Source organism: Thermococcus eurythermalis, from assembly GCF_000769655.1.
Taxonomy (GTDB): domain Archaea; phylum Methanobacteriota_B; class Thermococci; order Thermococcales; family Thermococcaceae; genus Thermococcus; species Thermococcus eurythermalis.
In genome coordinates this window covers 1,116,114-1,134,512 of the sequence record NZ_CP008887.1, presented here as the reverse complement: position 1 = coordinate 1,134,512, position 18,399 = coordinate 1,116,114, and the positions used below count along the sequence as shown (strand labels likewise).

Annotated in this window: 20 protein-coding genes; 1 reads left to right on the top strand and 19 read right to left on the bottom strand. The window is 55.5% G+C overall.

What is annotated here, in order from left to right:
* Positions 1-2 precede the first annotated feature (2 nt).
* The 19 genes from TEU_RS06085 to TEU_RS05995 form a co-directional block, all read right to left on the bottom strand.
* Complete coding sequence (locus TEU_RS06085) at positions 3-503, bottom strand: Na+/H+ antiporter subunit E (RefSeq protein WP_050002926.1); 501 nt, start codon at positions 501-503, stop codon at positions 3-5.
* Positions 500-886 carry a sodium:proton antiporter gene (locus TEU_RS06080; RefSeq protein WP_050002925.1) on the bottom strand — a complete coding sequence of 129 codons (387 nt, stop codon included), beginning with the start codon at positions 884-886 and terminating at the stop codon, positions 500-502. The genes TEU_RS06085 and TEU_RS06080 overlap by 4 nt, the downstream gene beginning before the upstream one ends.
* Positions 879-1,646, bottom strand: a complete 768-nt coding sequence (locus TEU_RS06075; protein WP_050002924.1) for a Na(+)/H(+) antiporter subunit B — start codon at positions 1,644-1,646, stop codon at positions 879-881. The genes TEU_RS06080 and TEU_RS06075 overlap by 8 nt, the downstream gene beginning before the upstream one ends.
* A complete protein-coding gene (locus TEU_RS06070) occupies positions 1,643-1,900 on the bottom strand; it encodes a hydrogenase subunit MbhD domain-containing protein (protein ID WP_050002923.1) in 258 nt (85 codons plus the stop codon). Before TEU_RS06070 ends, TEU_RS06075 begins: the two co-directional genes overlap by 4 nt.
* On the bottom strand, positions 1,897-2,355 hold the full coding sequence (mnhG, locus tag TEU_RS06065) for a monovalent cation/H(+) antiporter subunit G (protein WP_050002922.1): 459 nt from the start codon (positions 2,353-2,355) through the stop codon (positions 1,897-1,899). Before mnhG ends, TEU_RS06070 begins: the two co-directional genes overlap by 4 nt.
* A complete protein-coding gene (locus TEU_RS06060) occupies positions 2,352-2,636 on the bottom strand; it encodes a monovalent cation/H+ antiporter complex subunit F (protein ID WP_050002921.1) in 285 nt (94 codons plus the stop codon). Before TEU_RS06060 ends, mnhG begins: the two co-directional genes overlap by 4 nt.
* Positions 2,633-4,522, bottom strand: coding sequence for a complex I subunit 5 family protein (locus TEU_RS06055; RefSeq protein WP_050002920.1), 1,890 nt, complete (start codon positions 4,520-4,522; stop codon positions 2,633-2,635). Before TEU_RS06055 ends, TEU_RS06060 begins: the two co-directional genes overlap by 4 nt.
* A complete protein-coding gene (locus TEU_RS06050) occupies positions 4,519-6,006 on the bottom strand; it encodes a hydrogenase 4 subunit D (RefSeq protein ID WP_081947212.1) in 1,488 nt (495 codons plus the stop codon). The genes TEU_RS06055 and TEU_RS06050 overlap by 4 nt, the downstream gene beginning before the upstream one ends.
* 145 nt (positions 6,007-6,151) lie before the next feature.
* The gene (locus TEU_RS06045; protein WP_050002919.1) at positions 6,152-6,592 is read right to left on the bottom strand and encodes a hypothetical protein; all 441 of its coding nucleotides are present in this window, start codon (positions 6,590-6,592) and stop codon (positions 6,152-6,154) included.
* 32 nt (positions 6,593-6,624) lie between these two features.
* A complete protein-coding gene (locus tag TEU_RS06040) occupies positions 6,625-6,942 on the bottom strand; it encodes a hypothetical protein (protein WP_227738662.1) in 318 nt (105 codons plus the stop codon).
* A 1-nt stretch (position 6,943) separates the two neighbouring features.
* Positions 6,944-7,780 carry an NADH-quinone oxidoreductase subunit B family protein gene (locus tag TEU_RS06035; RefSeq protein ID WP_050002917.1) on the bottom strand — a complete coding sequence of 279 codons (837 nt, stop codon included), beginning with the start codon at positions 7,778-7,780 and terminating at the stop codon, positions 6,944-6,946.
* Positions 7,780-8,385, bottom strand: coding sequence for an NADH-quinone oxidoreductase subunit I (locus TEU_RS06030; RefSeq protein WP_050002916.1), 606 nt, complete (start codon positions 8,383-8,385; stop codon positions 7,780-7,782). Before TEU_RS06030 ends, TEU_RS06035 begins: the two co-directional genes overlap by 1 nt.
* Entirely contained in the window at positions 8,385-10,184 is a 1,800-nt protein-coding gene (locus TEU_RS06025; protein ID WP_050002915.1) for a hydrogenase large subunit, read from the bottom strand. The genes TEU_RS06030 and TEU_RS06025 overlap by 1 nt, the downstream gene beginning before the upstream one ends.
* Before the next feature lie 2 nt (positions 10,185-10,186).
* On the bottom strand, positions 10,187-11,107 hold the full coding sequence (locus tag TEU_RS06020) for a respiratory chain complex I subunit 1 family protein (protein ID WP_050002914.1): 921 nt from the start codon (positions 11,105-11,107) through the stop codon (positions 10,187-10,189).
* 10 nt (positions 11,108-11,117) lie between these two features.
* A complete protein-coding gene (locus TEU_RS06015; protein ID WP_050002913.1) occupies positions 11,118-13,112 on the bottom strand; it encodes a proton-conducting transporter transmembrane domain-containing protein in 1,995 nt (664 codons plus the stop codon).
* Positions 13,113-13,118: 6 nt separating this feature from the next.
* Positions 13,119-14,504: a proton-conducting transporter transmembrane domain-containing protein gene (locus TEU_RS06010; RefSeq protein WP_227738661.1), complete on the bottom strand. Its 1,386-nt coding sequence runs from the start codon at positions 14,502-14,504 to the stop codon at positions 13,119-13,121.
* Positions 14,505-14,550: 46 nt separating this feature from the next.
* The gene (locus TEU_RS06005) at positions 14,551-15,048 is read right to left on the bottom strand and encodes a 4Fe-4S dicluster domain-containing protein (RefSeq protein ID WP_050002911.1); all 498 of its coding nucleotides are present in this window, start codon (positions 15,046-15,048) and stop codon (positions 14,551-14,553) included.
* 10 nt (positions 15,049-15,058) lie between these two features.
* Positions 15,059-17,122: a formate dehydrogenase subunit alpha gene (fdhF, locus tag TEU_RS06000; protein WP_050003946.1), complete on the bottom strand. Its 2,064-nt coding sequence runs from the start codon at positions 17,120-17,122 to the stop codon at positions 15,059-15,061.
* Positions 17,123-17,257: 135 nt separating this feature from the next.
* The gene (locus TEU_RS05995) at positions 17,258-17,845 is read right to left on the bottom strand and encodes a TetR/AcrR family transcriptional regulator (RefSeq protein ID WP_081947210.1); all 588 of its coding nucleotides are present in this window, start codon (positions 17,843-17,845) and stop codon (positions 17,258-17,260) included.
* 261 nt (positions 17,846-18,106) lie between these two features.
* Between TEU_RS05995 and TEU_RS05990 the strand changes: the two genes are divergently transcribed.
* Positions 18,107-18,361, top strand: a complete 255-nt coding sequence (locus TEU_RS05990) for a HypC/HybG/HupF family hydrogenase formation chaperone (RefSeq protein ID WP_050002909.1) — start codon at positions 18,107-18,109, stop codon at positions 18,359-18,361.
* Positions 18,362-18,399 lie beyond the last annotated feature (38 nt).

Below are 18,399 nucleotides of genomic sequence, written 5' to 3'. Positions count from 1 at the left end.
CCTCAGTCGAAGATTTTCTTCGCGTAGTCCTCGAAGTAAGCAACCACGTTTTCTTTCACTTCCTTCTCGTCGAGCGTGGAAACGTCAATCCAGTGGACGTAGAGCCACTTACCGTCGTCGCTTATGTCAACGACAACCGTTCCAGGCGTGTTGGTTATCGAGTTCGCAACGAGAACCTTTCCGTAGTCGTTTTCCACTTCAAGAGGGATTCTCACGATGCCAGGGTTGGCCTTGAGGGTGAAGACCCTCTTCGCGACGTCAATGTGCGTCTTGGTCTCCTCGATGAAGAAGTAGCGGAGGAAGTATACGATTGCGTAGAGCCACCTCTTCGGCGAGAAGAACTTGAGCTCGTTCTTCACGAGCCAGTGGCCCACTATTACGGAAACTATAAACGCAACTATACTGCCTGTTATCAGGTCGTACTCCGTCGCCGAGCCAGTGTAGAACAGATAGGTGGCAAGGACTATAAAGAAGGTCGCTGGAGAAAACCTCCTCACGTTCATTCGTTCTCACCCCCCATTATCTCAGCTATGTCCCTCGCGTCAACCGTCCCGTGAAGGCGGTAGAACTGTATGGCGTAGGTTGTAAGCAGTATGTTCATTGCCATTCCAATGACTATCGCCGTCAGAACCAGAGCCTGGGGGACGGGATCAACTGCCCTGCTCAGGAACTCTTCAAAGCTCAAGTGCTCCTCGTAGATAGGGGGAAACACTGGAAAGACGAGGCGGTAGCCGATCAGGATGAAGAGCATGTTCACCGCGTCGCCCAGGACGTTGAGCATTATGATCTTCTTGATTAAGTTGGAGCGCGTAACCACGCCGTATATCCCAAGGAACACCATGCCGAAGAGCGTCAGTGTAATGTAGGCAAGGAGAAGGTCAATCATTCATCTCCCCCCTGAGGACTGTCTTGAATATCCACTCCGAAACGCCGAGCACGAGGAACACCGTGAGAAAGCCAAAGGTCACCGCCAAGTACTCGCCGACGTCGAGGTTGAAGAGACCCATTTCCCCAGGCAGGAGGTTTATTTCGAGCACCTTACCGCCGTAGAGGAAGAGGGGGGCGAGGACGGTGGCTAGGATTAAAGCCAGGCCGAGGGCGTAAGCCGAAACCGTGTGCTTCACGGTGAGGCCCTTTCTCTCAATGGTGAACTTCGAGAAGACCGCGAAGAGGAGCAGCGAGGCAACGGCCATTGCCGAACCGCCCTGGAACCCACCACCGGGAGTTAAATGACCGTGGAGCGCTATCGAGGCAGATATGGCCACTATCATGACAACCACTAGCTTGGTAATTGCCCTTGTTATCAAATCCATATGCCTGTGCGGTTCACTGGCCTCAAGCTCCTTTACTATCTTCTCCTGCTCGCTCGTCAGCCTCAGCACGCTGAAGGCCCCCATAATCGCCAGGAAGAAAACGAATGTCTCGAAGAGGGTATCAAAGCCCCTGTAATTCCACACTATCGCGGTGACGACCTCCGGGCTGTGGCTGGTCAGGCCCTCGTGGGCGAAGGAATGGCTTAGATAAAACTCCCCGAGGGGCCTGAGCTCGGCTCCCCCCAAACCGAGGACATTCTCCACAGTCACCGCGTAGGCTATGAACAGGAAGGCAAGCAGGAATGAGACGGCGACTACGACGTCCCTCTTCATTCTCCCACCTCGTAGCGCTCCGTTTTGCTTATGGCGAGGATCACAAGAGCCGTATATGCACCGACGGCTATCGCAAGGTATGCCAGGACTATATCGGGCGCGGCCAGTATGTAGAAGCCGAGGGCGAAGAAGGTTGACTGTACTGAACTCAAAGCTAAGGCCTTTAGCAGGTCGTGCTCCTTCATTGCCAGGTAGCTGAAGACGAAGCCGAAGGAAACAACTATCGCCAAGATTAGGAAGTGTAGCTCAATCATTTCATCAACCTCCTGAATGTGAACTTCGGCTCCTCTTCCTCACCCGGAAGCTCCTCGTGCTCGTGAACAAGCTCTGCAACGTCCTCTCTCTTCGGCAGGTCTTCCTCAAGCTGGTCGACGACCAGCGGCGGCTTCTTTCCGACCCTTCCGAAGTAAACCGCTGAAACTATTGAGTGCGTTCCGGTGGGCGCTATCAGAAGGATAAGGACACCCACGGTAAACGCTATTCCGGCCATAAAGAACCTCTGGGAGCCAAGGGGGTGGTAGACGAGCGCCACCAGTCCCGCCCCGAAGACGGGCAACACCGCACCCCCAATCGTCCCAACGGTAGCTGCATGAGTCCTCATGTAGAAGTCGGGGAAGCGGAGCAGGCCTATAGCCGCTATTAGGTCGTAAACCGCCCCGAGGAGTATGGCTATTGAGCCGATTATGAAGACGATGTTCTCTAGGATCATACCTCCACCTCCCCGTAGAGGACGTATTTCGTGTAGTAGATGTCCAGCATGAAGGCCCAGAGGGTGAGTATTATCGCACCGCTCGCGAGCATTATTGACTTGAAGTAAATCCCCAGCACAACCATGAAGGCGGCCATATCAAATGAGAGACAGTCAACGGCAAGGATAATATCAGCAGTTGTCGGCCCCTTAATTGCCCTAATTCCGTAGAGGACGAAGGCAAGGGTGTAAATGACAGCGGCGAAGTACAGGACGTTAAGGAAAACGGCCTCAACGTTCATGCAAACACCCCCAGGAGGATTATTACCACGGCCATTGCTATCGCAAAACCGCTCATGAGCGTGTTCATGTCGGGGTTCCGTGATTTACCCCACTGGGCGAGTTTCCCAACGGCCCTTATGATGGGCATAAACATGGCCTCGTCGAGGTGTCTGATGGGGTAATCGAGGGCATCGTCGTAGTCCTTGATGAGAGGTAACTCATGCCTCGGAACGACCTTTATGATGGGGAGTATGCGTTTGAGGTAAAAGTCCTTGCCCGCTGAGATGAAGTAGTCGGCCGTGAATCTGAGAATGTCGCCCATGTTGTAAAATATGAGGAGGAGCTCGCTTACACGCTCGGTTGGCATTCTGCCTATCCTCAAGCCCGTGTACACGGTAGCGATAAGCGTAGCGAGTGCGATGAAGGAGCTAGGTCCTCCAAAGAATAGCTCCACAGGATTCTCGGGCAACGGGTAACCGAGCCCCTCCACCGATCCCGTCAGCCAGGGAAGCAGAATGAACGGAAACACCGCCACGGTGAAGCTTACAAGTGCAACAGCTCCGGTTACCGCCCTCATCACAAAGGGAACCTCTTCCCTCTCTACCTCTCTCTTACAGAGGAGCCTGTTTACCCTCCTGACCTGGATTATCGAAGCCAGCGGGAATATCCCAAGGAAAGCCACCGTGACGACCATGAGCCAGAGGAGGACGTTGGTCGTGCCCATCGAGGCGGTGTAGATCAGCCACTTGCTCACGAACGCCGAAAGCGGCGGGACTCCTGCCATTGAGAACACGGAGAGCGAGACGAGGAAAGCCATGACATGGCCCTTAAGGAGCTTCCTTATTGAGCATATGTTGGGCTCCTCGCCGTAGTGCTCTATTGCGCCGAGGCCGAAGAAGAAGGCGCTCTTGTAGAGGATCTGGTAGAGGACGTGAAGCAACGCTCCGAGGAGGGCAACGGTTCCGAGGAAACTTCCTTTGAGAACGAGGGAGCTACCGAGGGCGAAGTAGGCTATTCCAACGTCCATAACGCTGTGGTATGCGAACTTGCGCTTGAGCCTGATTTCCCTGAAGGAGTAGAGGGTGGCAAAGGCCGTTACCGTCCCTACGAACGCAACGACGTATCCGAAGGCCTCACCCGTCGGAATGATGAAGTGGGCAACCCTCAGGAGCAGGTAGACACCAAGGCCCTCACCGATGAGGAAGACCGGAATAAATGGGCTTGGAAGTGAGCGGTAAACCCTCGGAACCCAGACATGGAACGGAAACGCCCCGCTCCTGACGAGGGAAGCCGAGAGGAAGAGGGCCACGAGGAATGCAGGGCCCATGGGGAGCTTTCCAAGGTTTTCGTGGAGGGCGTGGAAAGTCAAGTGGTGCAAATCTCCCACTGCACCGTAGGCAAGCCCGCTGACCACCAGAAGGGGGATTATCCCGAAGACCTGCGTGAGAACCAGGTAACGCCAGGTGGCCTTCCTTGAACCTCTCGTTTCAGAGGCGAGCACCATGACCACGGTAAACACCGCAAAGAGCTCGTAGGCGAGAGTAAGTCTTTCAAGGTTGTCAGTTACAAGGAAGAGAACCGCCGAAAGGAGGGCCATGTTGGTGGCCATTGTCAGAAATCTGACGTTGCCCCTGACCTCGTAGGAGGGGACGTAGAGTGAAAGAGCCAATGCCGTGAAAGCTACGACAAAGAGGAAAAGGGCCGAGAGGGAGTCTATTTTAACCGTCGTAGGGAGGAAAGGTATAATCTCGCCCTCAAGGCCTTTGAGGCCTTCAATTGAGACTCCGAAGAGTGCCAGTGAAGAGAGGAACGTGAAGGCGTAAGCTACTCTCTTTCCGGTGAAGAGGCCGACCAGAGCCGCTATGAAGAGCAGTCCGAGGGCCAGCTCCAGGAAGTAGAGGCTCATGGTACCACCCCGTAGAATGTTATCTCCTCAACGAGCGGGTAGGCGAGGTAAGCCGAGACCAGCGTCAGGACGATGAGGGTGACCAGAGAGGCCGTTATTATCGGGTGGGTTGGGGCTCTCTCAACGCTGGGCCTGCCAAAGACGTTTCTCGTTATCCACTTGAGGCCGACCCAGAGGAAGACGGCCGAATCAGCCAGCACCATCAGTATCGGGAGCCAGGCCAGAGCGGAGACCCTGATGAGGCTCAGGTTAGTCAGCAGTTCTGCCTTGCTGAATGCTATTCCCATCGGGGGGAGGCCCGCTAAACCGAGGAGTGCCACCGTCCAAGCGAGGCCGTTTATCGGCAGTATTTCCCTGAGACCGCTTATCCGCCTCAGGTCGAGGGTTCCGAGGGAGTACGTGAAGGTTCCAGCGGTGAGGAAGGCAAGGCCCTTGACGAAGGCGTGGGTTGTCAGCTGGAACATCGCGGCTTTGAGGCCGATGTCGAACCCAGGGGCCTTTCCAGTAAGGCCGAGGACGGCGTAGGTCAGGCCAACGAACATTATTCCCGCCTCTGCCACCGTTGAGTATGCCAAAAGCCTCTTCGCGTCCTTCTGGACGGGGTAGTTGAGTATCGGGATTAGGAGCGTGAGGGAGACCATTACGGCCATGAAGTAGAAAATCCAGACTGGCAAAGGCCCTATGAACTGGATAACCCTCGCGACGAGGTAAACGCCCATCTCAACCATCGCCGCGCCGTGGAGGAAAGCGCTCGCTGGAGTCGGCGCCTCCATCGCGTCCGGAATCCACGAGTAGGTCGGGAACTGGGCGCTCTTGGTGTATCCCGCTATGAGCAGGGCGAGGAAGAGCCATGGCTTGACGTCGGGGGAGACCTTGGAAAGCGAAAACAGGCTCAAATCGTGGAGCTGGGTGAGGCCGATGTAAATGGCCGTGTAGAAGCCTATCATAGCCCCTACGTTCGGAATTATGAAGGCCTTGAAGCCCGCCCTCCTGCCTGCGGGAGTGTTGTAAAAACTAACGACGCCCCAACAGGCCAGTCCCATAAGCTCGAAGAAGATGAGCAGGCCGAGGAAGGTCGAGGAGTATATGAAGCCGAGTGTTGCCCCCTCGAAAAGGGTCATCCAGGCGTAGAAGAGGCCCCTTCCCTTTCCTCCGGGGTGGCCGACGTTTCTTTCGCTCATGTACTCGACGCCGTAGAACATGAATATGAAGCCAGCAACTGCAACGACCGTTCCGATTAGAACGCTCATGGGGTCTATTATTATGCCATAGACTTCGCCGAACTGGGTGCTTCTTAGGTAGGTTATGTGGATTAGTTCCTCATGGGTTTTAAGATACAGGAGAGCGACCCCAAGCTGGGCTATCATCGCAGTGAGAAATGAACCTAGCATCACGATGTCGGCCTTTCTCTCGTCGAGCTTGAAGAGGATTAACCCACCGATGAGCGGGACTACGAAGGCTAATGTTACGAGAAGGTCTATCATGACTGACCCCCCAGTCGGGTTAAAGTCCATTCGGTTTGTCTAACGAACCTTTTTAAAGTTTTTCGTTTATCCCCGAAAGGCCTTTAGGCAAAAGTTAAATTAGGACCAAAATCTGAGGAATACCCAAAGGCCTTTTGACTGATTTTTACTCCTTCCCTTCCTCGTCCAGCTGGATGTATTCAATAGTGCTGATGTACTTCACGTAGTCCATCGCCTTCTTTGGGTTCAGCATATCGCTTATGAGATTCTGGAAGTAGTCCTCCCTGTCGTAGGCAACCTCGTAGTTCACCACGACGTCAAGGTAGCCGGAGTGGAAGTTCTCCGCCTCCTCACGCGTGTATAGCTCGAATGAGACATGGTAGCCGTACTTCTCCTCTATCGGGTCCCTGATGTTCTCGACAAAGTCGGCGACGCGGTTCATCTTCACCGGGTCGTAGGCGTGCTCGATGATGACCATAACGTCTATCTCAGGGAACTCCGGGTCTTTAAGGTGTCTGCCGTAGAACACCACCGAAACGAGATTATCCCCGTAGAAGTCCTTCAGCCTCCTGAGAAGTTCCTTCTTCGCCTCATCAATCCTCCTCACGTTTTCACCTCCAAAAAGTTAAAGATAAGATCTCAATCGAAGCTCGGCCGGTAGCGGTACTCCACGTGAAGCCGGCTCTCCGCGTCGAGCTTTCCGGCTGCCTCCAGCAGGAGGTTCCTGTCCCCTTCCGGTAGTTTCTCAATCGGCAGCTTCATGATGTCCCTTGGCGTTATCTCGAACTCCCTTGCGTCATCGGCAACCCCCAGCGTGCTCTTAATAACCTTCACTGCCTCTTCGCTGAGCTCCCCTTCCTCCTCTATCAGCAGCAGATCGCCCGCGTAATGTCCCGTAATCCTCGCCGAGTACTCCGGGTAGTCCACGTACTTGAGGCGGTAGAGCTTCCAGGGCACCTCAGACACCCGCCGTAACGGGGTATTTCTTCCTGAGGGCCTCTCCCAGGGAGCGGTACTCATCGTAGAGGCGCCAGAACTCGTTCTCAAGGAAACGCATTGCAAAGCCAACCCTGGAGTCCTTCTCTTTGAGGAAGTATCCTGTGACGAGGTCGTGGAGCTTCTCCCTCGGGTTCTCGGGGCTCTCTTTGAAGGCCCTATCAACGAGCTCGATGAAGTCGTTGAGAACCGCTTCCCTGTCGTAGTAGCCTATGACGCGCCTGAGCTCCTCGCGAAGGGTAAGCCAGTAGCGGAGAGGTATCGGCCTGTTCGGGATTCTAAACTCAACCTCGTTCTCGGCCTTGGGCGTCTCCTTCGGCGGGAGCGCAATCCAGTATTCACCTTTCATCTTCTTCTCCTTGATGCCGAGGAGCTGGGCCACGCCGTAGAGTATCTCCTCCGGACTCGGTGGACAGCCGGGGATGTACATGTCTATCGGCACTATCATCTCGGGCCCGCCGCTCCTGAGCCTGTCCCTTCCGCGCTGGGGAGAGGTGTTGTAGAGGGCGTAGCTGTTGTAGAAGATTCCACCGCTCGAGGCGCACGTCCCTATCGCGACCACTATCCTCGGCTTCGGCGGCATGGCCTCGTAGGCCTTCTTGAGCATTATCCTCGTCTGCCTCGTGAGCGGGCCGGTGATGAAGAGCGCATCCGCGTGCCTCGGGTTGGGGACGACCTTGACACCGAGCCTCTCGAGGTCGTAGTAGGGGCTGAGCACATCGAGCACCTCGATGTCACAGCCGTTACATGAGCCCGCATCAACGTGATAGACCCAGACGGACTTGAGCCTTCTTCCCATCACTCCTCACCTCCCTTCTTTACGAGTATGAACGCTGGATATGCGTTGCCCTCGGTTTCCCTCAGCTTCTCGACGGTCTTGCGCATCTTTGCTTCCTGGGTCAGGCCAATCCTATCTTCGAGCGCGTACATGTCGAGGATTTCCTTGGGCAGAATCGCCTTAACGTACTCAATCTGCCTCTCGGTGAAGTCGAGGTACTCACCGCACTCCTCGCAGTAGGCCAGCTTGTGCTCCACTACTTCAACGAGGTCCTCCTTGTTGTCGGTAGCTATCTCGAAGATGTTAGTCGGTTCCATGGCTCCAGTCGGGCAGACCTCAACACAGCGGTGGCACCTTATACAGCGAGCCGCGTTGAAGGTGAGCCTCTTAACGCCCCTCTTTTTGTCCCACTCAAGGATTAGGGCATCGGGCGGGCAGGCGTTGACGCAGGCTCCACAACCTATGCACTTCTCGGGGTTGATGTGCGGGATTCCCCTGTACTCGGGTGGCTTCTCAACCTCAACAAAAGGATAAAGGGTGGTGACCGGGGCCTTTTCGCTGAACTTCCCTGCCTCCATCCTGTTCCACTTCTTGAGCTTCTCGGTGTAGGAGAGGCTCTCGGCCATCAGAACACCCCCCTGTACTTGATTGAGAGCTCGTTGAACTCGGCCTCGGTCAGAACCTTCACCTTGCCCGTCTCCACGTCAACGAACTGAACCCTCTCGGTACAGGAGTAGCACGGGTCAATGCTCGCTATGATGAGCGGTGCGTCTGCAACGTGGTAGCCCCTGAGCATCTCCGGCACGGCGGGCAGGTTGTTGTAGGTCGGAGCCCTAACCTTCCAGCGGTAGACCTTGTTCTTCTCGCCGGTCATGACGTAGTGGACGACCTCACCGCGGTGGGCCTCGGTGAAGCCCAAAGCTTCTTCGTACTCGGGCAGGCTTCCTATCGGCGTGAATATGTCGCCACCCGGCATCTGGTCTATGAGCTGCTCAACAATCCAGATGCTCTCGAAGAGCTCGTCCATCCTGACGAGAACCCTGGCCAAAACGTCGCCCTCTTTGTAAACCGGAACCTTGAAGTCAACCTCGTTGTAGGCTGTTGCTGTTTTCGTCGCCTGGTCGAGCCTCGTGTCAATCCTCCTTCCGCTGGCCCTTGCAGTAGGCCCGAGGACGGAGTAGGCCTTGGCAACCTTGTAGGGCAGGATTCCAACCCCCTCGGCGCGCTTGATGAACGTGTTGGTGTTTAGAGCGATGTCGATGAACTTCTTGGTCTCCTCACGTATCTGCTTGACGACCTTCAGGACTTCCTCCTTGCGGTAGTCCAGGAGGTCTCTCCTGACGCCACCTACGATGTTCATTCCGTACTGCTTCCTGTTTCCTGTGAGCCTCTCAACGAGCCACATGACTGGCTCACGAATTCTCCACGCGTGCATGAAGCCCGTGTCGTAGCCGACGAGGTGAGCGGCAATGCCGACCCAGAGCAGGTGGTTGTGAATCCTCTCCAGCTCAAGCAACAGGGTCCTTATGTAGCGCGCCCTGTCTGGAATCTCCACATCGGCCAGGCGCTCAACCGCCATTGCGTAGCTGACCGAGTGCTGATAGCCGCAGATTCCGCATATTCTCTCCGCCAAGAAGAGCACCTGGTTGTAGGTAAGTCTTCCCTCACCGGTCTTCTCTATTCCGCGGTGGGAGTAGAAGCCGCGGTAGTCAACGTCCACTATTTCCTCGCCCTTGACGAAGAGCCTGAAGTGGGCAGGCTCCTCTATGCCAGCGTGAACCGGACCCATCGGGACGAGCGACGTACCTTTAGGGGTTTCCTTGAACTCCGTCTTCGGTTCAGTGACGGGAGAGTGCCTGTAATCCATGTCCTTTCTAAGAGGATAAACTCCCTCCGGCCAGTCCTCTGGGAGGATAAGCCTCCTCGGGTCTGGGTGGCCAACGGGGTTGAAGCCGAGCAAGTCCTTAACTTCTCTCTCTATCCAGAGCGCCGCTGGAAGCTTCTCGGCCACACTCGGGAAGCTGGGGTCGTCAGCGGGCAGATAGGCTCTGAGGAAGACGTAATAGTTCTCGTCCATGTTGAAGGGCTCAACCTGGACGTTGAGGAAAGGCATGTAGACGAACTTGCCGTTGAGCGGTCTCTCGTCGGTTCCAACGGCGGTCGAGAGGTGGGTCTCCTTGAACTCGGGGTGGTTGTGCCACCAGAGCACCGCCTCGGGAAGGACCTCCCTATCAATCACGAACTGATACTGGCCGTAGCTCATCCTCTTGCACTCTCTAATGTGCTCCTTGAAGGCCTCGTAAAACTCCCTCAGACCCTTCCTTTCAGCCAGGATTTCGTTAACGTCCGCCCTTCTGCAGTGGCCCTTTTCACATGCCCTGCATTCAAACTCGGAGTGAGCTTCCAAATCCTTCGTCCTAACCATTTTCACCACCCCATGAACGCCATCGCGAACACTATCAGACCTGCGAAGAACATTCTAACGTTCATCTTGACAACGTGGTCTACCCTAAGCCTTGCGTTGGTGGCTTCCAGAGCCGATATAACGGGGTAGAGCGCTATCGTCAGCAGGAACTGGAGGGCCAGCACCAGTACTGCCTTCTCTGCCGTGTCTACTGGTCCGACCCACGGAAGGGTCAGCAGGCTGACGAAGAACCACAGCAGGGCGAAGCGCTTGATGTAGATGGCGTAGTAGAAGACTCCAAGGAGCCTTCCGCTGTACTCTGCCAGAGGCCCACCTATGACCTCCTGCTCCGCCTCGGCTATGTCGAAGGGCACGAAGCCGCTCTCAACGTAGAGCGCGTACGCCAGGATTATGTATGCCAACAGCAACGAGGGGGTGAAGTGGAGATTGGCCACGATGTCCGCTATGTTAAGCGAGCCTGCGTTATAAGCAAGGACGCCATAGATTATCGCTATTAGCGGTTCGACGGTGAGGACGATCTGCATCTCCCTCGACGAACCTATGTGGCTGAAGGCGTTCTGGACGCTGAGGCCAGCCAGGATAAGGAAGACGCTGACCATCAGCACCACGTAGAAGAACACCACTAAGTTGAATCCAAAGTCCACGGGGACTACATTGCCGTAGGGGAGGAGCAGGGCCGCCGACATCGCCGAAGCGAGTGCCAAATAGGGTGCCCATGTGAAGAGCGCGCTCTTGGTCGGCTTGACCGAGGGGAGGGCAAAGAGCTTGTTGAGATCGTACCATGTCTGCATGAGCGGTGGTCCGCGCCTGTACTGGAGCCTCGCCTTAACCCTTCTGGCTATACCGTCTAGGAGAGGAGGCAGGAACAGGAACAGGACGATGCCCGCAAGGCTGAATCCAAGTTTGACCGCGTCTATCTCCATCTCCCTCACCTCACAGTGCTATCAGTATTCCAACAATCGCTCCCACCACCACAAGGGCCAGCACGACGAAGGTTCCAAGCCTCATCCCTGGGAGGACGTCCCTGGCGATGTTAAGGAACCTGACGAGTGGCTTGAAGACCTCCTCGTCTATGTGCATTATCTCCCTCTCGCGGAGGTCGTCGAGGGTCTCTATCTTGGTGTACGGTGTGTCAACTATCTTGGTGAAGTAGCTCGCCATCCAGAGGTAAGCCTTGGTTATGTAGTGAATTGCTCCAGCTCCGACGCGGTAGAACCAGTCGCCTAACCTATAGAACGAGCCTATCTTCTCCTCGTACTTGAGGTAGTAGCCCTCGGCGTTTATCCTGTACTCGTCCTCGTCAAGCTTCGTTGCACCGCAGTCCCAGGGCTTGGCTTCCTTTCCGAACTCCGGTTTGAAGACGAGGTAGAGTCCAAAGGCCAGTATTCCGAGAACTATCACGAAGAGCACTGGAGAGAACATCACCGACTGGAAGCCAATCTTGTAGAGGTTCTCGTTTATCGGGGCGTTGAAGACGTTGAGGATTCCCGTTACAGTTCCAGGGAAGACGCCTATGAGGAGCGTTAAGCCTGCGAGAACCCACTGGCCAACGAGCATCCCAGCTGGAACCTCCTCGACGTTCTCGTAGCGCTTCATCTCACCGCCGAACTGGGCACCATAGAGCTTTATTGAATACGCCAGAGTTCCCGCACTGAGGAATGCCGCGAGGACGGCGCCGAGGGCCAGGATGTAACTGTCGGAATAGTAGCCCGAGACGTAGATGAGCCACTTGCTTATGAAGCCGTTGAAGGGCGGAACACCACTTATGGCGAGCGAGGCGAAGAGCGCCGCCAAAGCTGTTACCTTCATCGCCTTACCGAGGCCACCGAGCTCGTTGAGCTCAACTGTTCCAGTCCTGTACTCAACTGCCCCAGTCGAGAGGAAGAGCGAGGCCTTGAATATCGCGTGGTTGAGGGCGTGGAAGAGTCCCGCGAAGGCCCCAAGCGCTCCAACGGCACCGAGGAAGCCACCCTTCGGGATGAGGGCCATTCCTACTCCGAGGCCGAACCAGACGTAGCCCATCTGGCCGATGGACGAGTAAGCCAAGAGCCTCTTGGCGTTGGTCTCCCTGAGGGCGTAGAGGGTTCCGACGGTGAGGGTTATCGCGCCTATCACCGCAACGAAGAGGCCGAGGTTGTAGCTCGTTCCGACGGTTCTCCAGATGAGGGCTATGAGGCCATAGATGGCCACTTTCTCCATTGCACCGGCCATTACAGCCGAAATGCTGGTTGGAGCGGCCCTGTAGGTCTCGGCAACCCAGAAGTGGAATGGCACCATACCCGACTTTGCCATGAACGCCACCATGAGGAGCGCCGTGAAGACGGCCTTGGTGCTGGCAGGGGCGGTTGCCATCGCGTTCGCTATGTTCTCAAAGGTAAGTTCTTCAAAGTTTCCAATCAGAGAATAAGCGGTTCCCAGGGCGAGGAAGAGCGGAATCGTGTCGAGGAAGTGCATGGTGATGTAGTACTTGACGCTCGCGTTGACATCCCTCGCTTTTTCGCTGAAGAACACCAGCACGAACGAGCTGAGGGTCATAAGCTCCCAGCCCATGACGAAGTACTCCATGCTGTCCGCGGTAACGATGAGGGCCATGCTCGCAAGGAAGGTGTTGTACGCTATCGCGTAGACCCAGCCCTTGCCGACCTTTTCGAAGAGCTCCATGTAGTTTATCGCGAAGAGCGAAGCCGCCGCTCCGACGAGGCCAATTATGAGGAGGAACACTATCGAGAGGTCATTTATCCTGATGGGGATTCCGAAGAGGTCGCCCGAGACAGGGCCGCTGGTGTAAACTTCGTAAACCTGCCAGAGGAGGGCGAGTGAGCCGAGGAAAGCCATGAAGCTTGACGCCTTAACCGTGGCCTTGTAGTCCCTAAGCAGGCCGACGAGACCACCGAGGATGAAAGCCCCAATCGCGTATTCGAGTATCATCTCACATCACCCCGCAAAGCCTATCTTCATCACAACGTCGAGGCTGACCCAGGGCATCACTATGCCGACGATTATGAGGACGATGAGCACCGCAACGATGACCTTTGGCTCCTTCTTGGGCTCACCCTCGCCGAAGAAGCTCTCCCTGAACCAGAGGAGAACGACCACGAGCAGTATTGCGGCGTCTATTAAAACAACCGCAGGGAAGAGCCACGATGCTATTCCCTTCGCATGTCTGGTGCTCATGATGGTGAAGGCCTTGCTGAAGAACAGTCCGAGCGGTAGGACACCCGAGAGACCGAGGAAGCTGAGGAACCAGGCTATGCTCGTCCACGGGACGGTTCTTCTCATACCCTTAATGAGCTTGAGGTCGGTGGTGCCGTAGGCAAGGGCAAGCCCACCAACGGAAGCGAAGGCGAGGGCCTTAACGACGGCGTGGTTGACGACCTGGTATAGGGCAATCTGAATCCCTGCCACGTGGCCGAGTAGCGCGTAGGCAAGGGTTATGTAGGCAACGGCAGTTTGCCCAATTGTGGAGTATGCTATGAGCCTCTTCGCATCGCGCTGGAGCGGGTAGTATATCATCATGAGGACTATCAGGACAACAGTCAGACCTCCAAGAACCCAGAAGTATTCGTCGTTCGGCTTCATGTACTGGATTGCCCTGAAGAGCATGTACGCACCGAGCGGAACAATTGAGGCAGAGTGAACGTAGGCGCTCGCTGGAATCGGTGAGGCGGTTGAATCTGGGAGCCATGAGTAGAACGGGAACTGGGAGCTCATCATGAAGGCCGCGAAGATGAGCAGGAGGAATGCCGTACCGTCATAAGTGGCCGTGGTGAGGTCCTGTCCTGTGCCGAGAACGGCAACCGCTCCGAGGATGAGGAGCACCCCAACGTTGAGGACGAGGAAGGCCTTGAGGGCGTCGGTCTTGGCACCGCCGAGCTCAACTAAGAAGAGCATCGCTATCGCCATCAGCTCAAGCGCAACGGCGAACTGGACGAGGTTTGTGGAGTATATGAATACCATGCTGGCCCCTGTGAGCAGGCCGAAGAGCGCGTAGAACTGTCCTTTTCCTGAGTCAAGGAACCTGCTCGCGTAAACGGCCATCAAGAACGCAATCAATATCGAGACGAAGCCCATGAGGATTGAAGCGACGTCCAGGTTTATCCCAAAGACCTCGCCGAGGTTACTGGTGGTGACGTAGCTCGTATGATAGACCTTCTCGGAGCCCTTTGAGAAGAAGTCGTAGACTGCTACACCATTGAGGAGCAGGGAAACGCCGAGGACCGAGCTCGCTATCAGGTCGGCGGTTTTTCCTTCGAGCTTCCAGATGAGCAGGAGCGCGAAGGGGATGAGCGCTGAAATTAGCACCAGTTCAATCATCACCATCACCCCTTGGTTTTTAACCCTAGGTTTCCCTCGCAAAAAAATAAGGTCAGAGGACGATGTAGGCCTTCTCGCCCTCTCCCTTCTCGGCCGAGCCCTTCAGGTTGGCAACTATCTTCCCTTCCCTGTTCCAGAGTATCTCGTTTATCTCACCGAACTTGAGGGCCTCAGTTGGGCATGCCGAGACACAGGCCGGAAGCAGACCCTCTGCCCTTCTGTCGGCACAGAGGTCGCACTTGTCCATAATCTTGTTCTCCTCGTCGAGCTTCGGAACTCCGAAGGGACAGGCGACGGCACACATGAGACAGCCGATACACTTGAGGGGGTCGAAGGCCACCGCGCCGTCCTCGTCCCTGAAGAGCGCCCCCGTCGGACAGACGTTCATACAGGGTGCCTTCTCACAGTGGCGGCAGTTGAAGGGGACGGTGAAGAGGTCGGGGAACTCGAAGACCCTTATCCTTGCCTCGCCGTGCGTCATTTCACAGGCCACTTCACAGGCCTTACAGCCGATACAGCGCTTATAGTCGAGGAAAATCTTCTTGCTCATTCCAACCACCTCACTCCTCCACCTTCCTAACCCTGGCCGCGACGGCCTTGAGCTCGGCCATCTTGGTCTTCTCGTGGGTAACCTCAAGGGTCAGGACGTTGATGTTCCAGTGGTTCGGCATCGCTATGACGCCCTCCCTGACGTGCTCGGTAACCTCTGCCCTGACGAGAACGCTTCCGCGTCTGGTCTCGACCTTGACGAGGTCTCCGCTCTTTATGCCGTACTTCTCGGCGTCCTTCGGGTTAATCATGACGTACTCCTCGGGCCAGCGCTTCTTCAGGCTGGGGCTCTCAAAGGACATTGTTCCGGTGTGCCAGTGACCGACCTGCCTGAAGTTTGTGAGCCAGAGCGGGTACTCCTCGTCGGGCATCTCGGGCGGCTCGCGCCACTTGACGGGCTGGAGGTGTGCCTTTCCATCTGCCGTCTTGAAGCCCTTCTTGAAGAGGACCTTCGTTCCCTCGCCGGGCTCTGTGCACGGGAAGAAGCATCCCTCGGGGTGCTCGGCGAGGTATTCTGGAGTCGCGCCCTTGAACATCGGAATGACGCTGTTTATCTCCCTGAGGATTTCATCGGGGTGCTCGTACTTGAAGTACTCGCCGAGGCCGAGCTCCTTGGCGAGCTCAACCAGGATGAGCCAGTCGGGCTTGGCCTCCCCAGGCGGATTGGCGGCCTTGTAGCTCCTCTGAACCCTTCTCTCGGCGCTTATAGCGGTTCCAGTTTTCTCGAACCAGGCCGCGGCCGGGAGGACTATGTCGGCGTATTTAGCCGTCTCGGTGAGGAATATGTCCTGCACAACGAGGAAGTCGAGCTTCTTGAGCTGCTCCCGAACCCACCTGCTGTTCGGGGCAGACTTGGCGATGTTGCCGCCGACGATGTACATCATCTTAATCTTGTTGCCCATCTCGCGTATCATGCTGGTGAGGTCAAGACCGACCCAGTCGGGTATCTTGAAGCCCCAGAGCCTCTCAAGCTCGGCCCTCGCGGCCTCGTCGGTAACGAGCTTTCCTGTCGGGAGCTTGTTGGGGGCGATGCCGCTCATTGCCGCACAGAATCCACACTGCGCTCCCGGGAAGACACCGCTCCAGACGCCTTCCTTGCCGATGTTGCCGGTGATTGCTATGAGGTTCGCGAGGGCGAGAGCGAACTCGAAACCGTTGACGTGCTGGTTGAGACCCTCGTTGACGAGAAGAGCGGTCCTCTTGGTGGCGAAGAGCCTCGCGACCTTCCTTACCTCCTCGGCGGGAACGCCACTTATCTTCTCCGCCCACTCGGGGGTGTACTCCTTAACGGCCTCCTTGAGCTCCTCGAAGCCAACGGTTCTCTCCTGGACGAAGTCCCTGTCGTAGAGCTCCTCGCTTATGACGACGTTGAGCATGGCCAGGGCTATCGCGAGGTCGGTTCCCGGGTAGGGCTTTAGGTGTATGCTTGCATACTTGTGGCCCCTCGTCTCGCGCGGGTCTATAACGACCATCTGGGCACCGTTGTCGAGGACGGCCTTCTCGATGTACTGGCCGAAGAAAACGGGAGCGGTCTCCGCTGGATTGTGACCCCAGATGACTATCAGCTCTGCCTTGGCGACGTCCTCGAAGGGGTTGGTGGCAGCCGCGCTTCCGAAGACGGCCGTTCTCGCGGGGCTGTTGGAGTACTGGCAGTACCTTCCCGGGAAGTCGAGGTGGTTAGTTCCTATCGCCTTAGACAGCTTGTGGACGAGGTAGTTCTCCTCGAAGGTTATCTTCTCGCTTCCGAGGAAGGCTATCGCCTCTGGGCCGTAGGTCTCCTTGATTTCCTTAATCTTCTCGGCGATTATTCTGTAAGCTTCGCTCCAGCTTATCTCCTCAAACTTTCCTTCTCCCTTCTCACCAACGCGCTTGAGGGGCTTCTTGAGTCTCTTGGAGCTGTTGATGAACTGGTAGGAAGCAACGCCCTTTGGACAGAGCTTTCCGCGGTTGACGGTGGGGTGGTCGTAGTCGAATTCAATCCTCCTGATGTATCCGTTAACGCTGACCGCATAGAAGCGACAGCCGACTGAACACCAGGGACACACTACGGGCACGAGCTTTTCAGCCACGTCCATCACCTCTAAGTACATTGACTGACTAGTCATTTACCCTTGTACCTTAAATACCTTTCGTGCACACAATTAAACACTCTTGTAAACAGAAAGGAAGATAAAACGTAAAGTGTTTCACAGAAGTTATCCCAAAAGGGTTTATATCTCAGCGGAGAGCTTAAGGTAAGATGTAACGACATCCACCAAGTGGTTCAGGTACTCCTCGTCACTGAAACCAACGCATTCCTTCGCGTGCAGATAGTGGAGCAGAGACCCTATAAAGACCTGGAAGGCGACGAGGGCCTGGGCAAACCCGACTTTTGTGTAAACCATTATCCTGCGGGCTCCGGTTCTGAGAAGTTCGGAGCATGATTCGTTATAAAGCAGGTCAAGAGATTTACTACGTTTTCTCATGGCCAGGAGGCTGAAAAGTATCTCACGGCGGTGGTTTTTGCCGTAGAATTCCAAAAATTCCCTGCCCAGGGCCAGAAGAAATTCCCTGAGTGTGGGATACGAAACAGTGACATAGGGATCTTGGAGAGAGGGAAATGCAGCTATGGGCATAGCATCAACGGCAATCTCCTTTATTAAGTCGTCCTTGCTCTTGAAGTAGAGGTAGAACGTGCCCTTTGCAACCCCGGCGCGGTTCACTATCTCATCTACAGTGGCCTTATCGAAGCCCTTCTTTGCAAAGAGCTCCATTGCCGCGGAAACGAGTTTCTCGCGGGTCTTGCCAGGGGACTTCATGGACAAACCCTCACTCATGACTAATTAGTCACTCACCTCATTGAGGATATACCAACAAGGATTTAAACTTTCCGCCTCAGGGATATGGTTGATCAAACCCCATAAATTCCGACTTTCAAGGGACGCATCTAACCTCATTTCTAGGATTTAGGATAAGTTAGCAGGCACATGCCAGCCTTTCACAACATGCCCCATCTGACTGACCAGTCAGGAAAAAATATATTAGGCAGATGGTACTCTAACCAGAGTTGGTCAGTAATCATGGCCCTGATGCTCGCGGGAAGGGTCGTTGAAGTAAAGGACGGAAAGGCAATAGTGGACGTTGACGGCCGCCTAAAGGAAGCAAGGCTGGACTTCATCAAAGATATAAAACCTGGGGACTACGTGAAGATTTACTACGGCATAGTCCTTGAGAAGATCAGCAGAGAAGAGGCCAAGGAGACCCTCGCGAGGTGCTCTTATCACCGCTCAAGCAAGCTTGAACTGACCTTCACGGTTTCAAACCGGAGGTTTTAGAAAAGCTAAATAGCCCCTCTTGAGAACCCAAGGTAGGT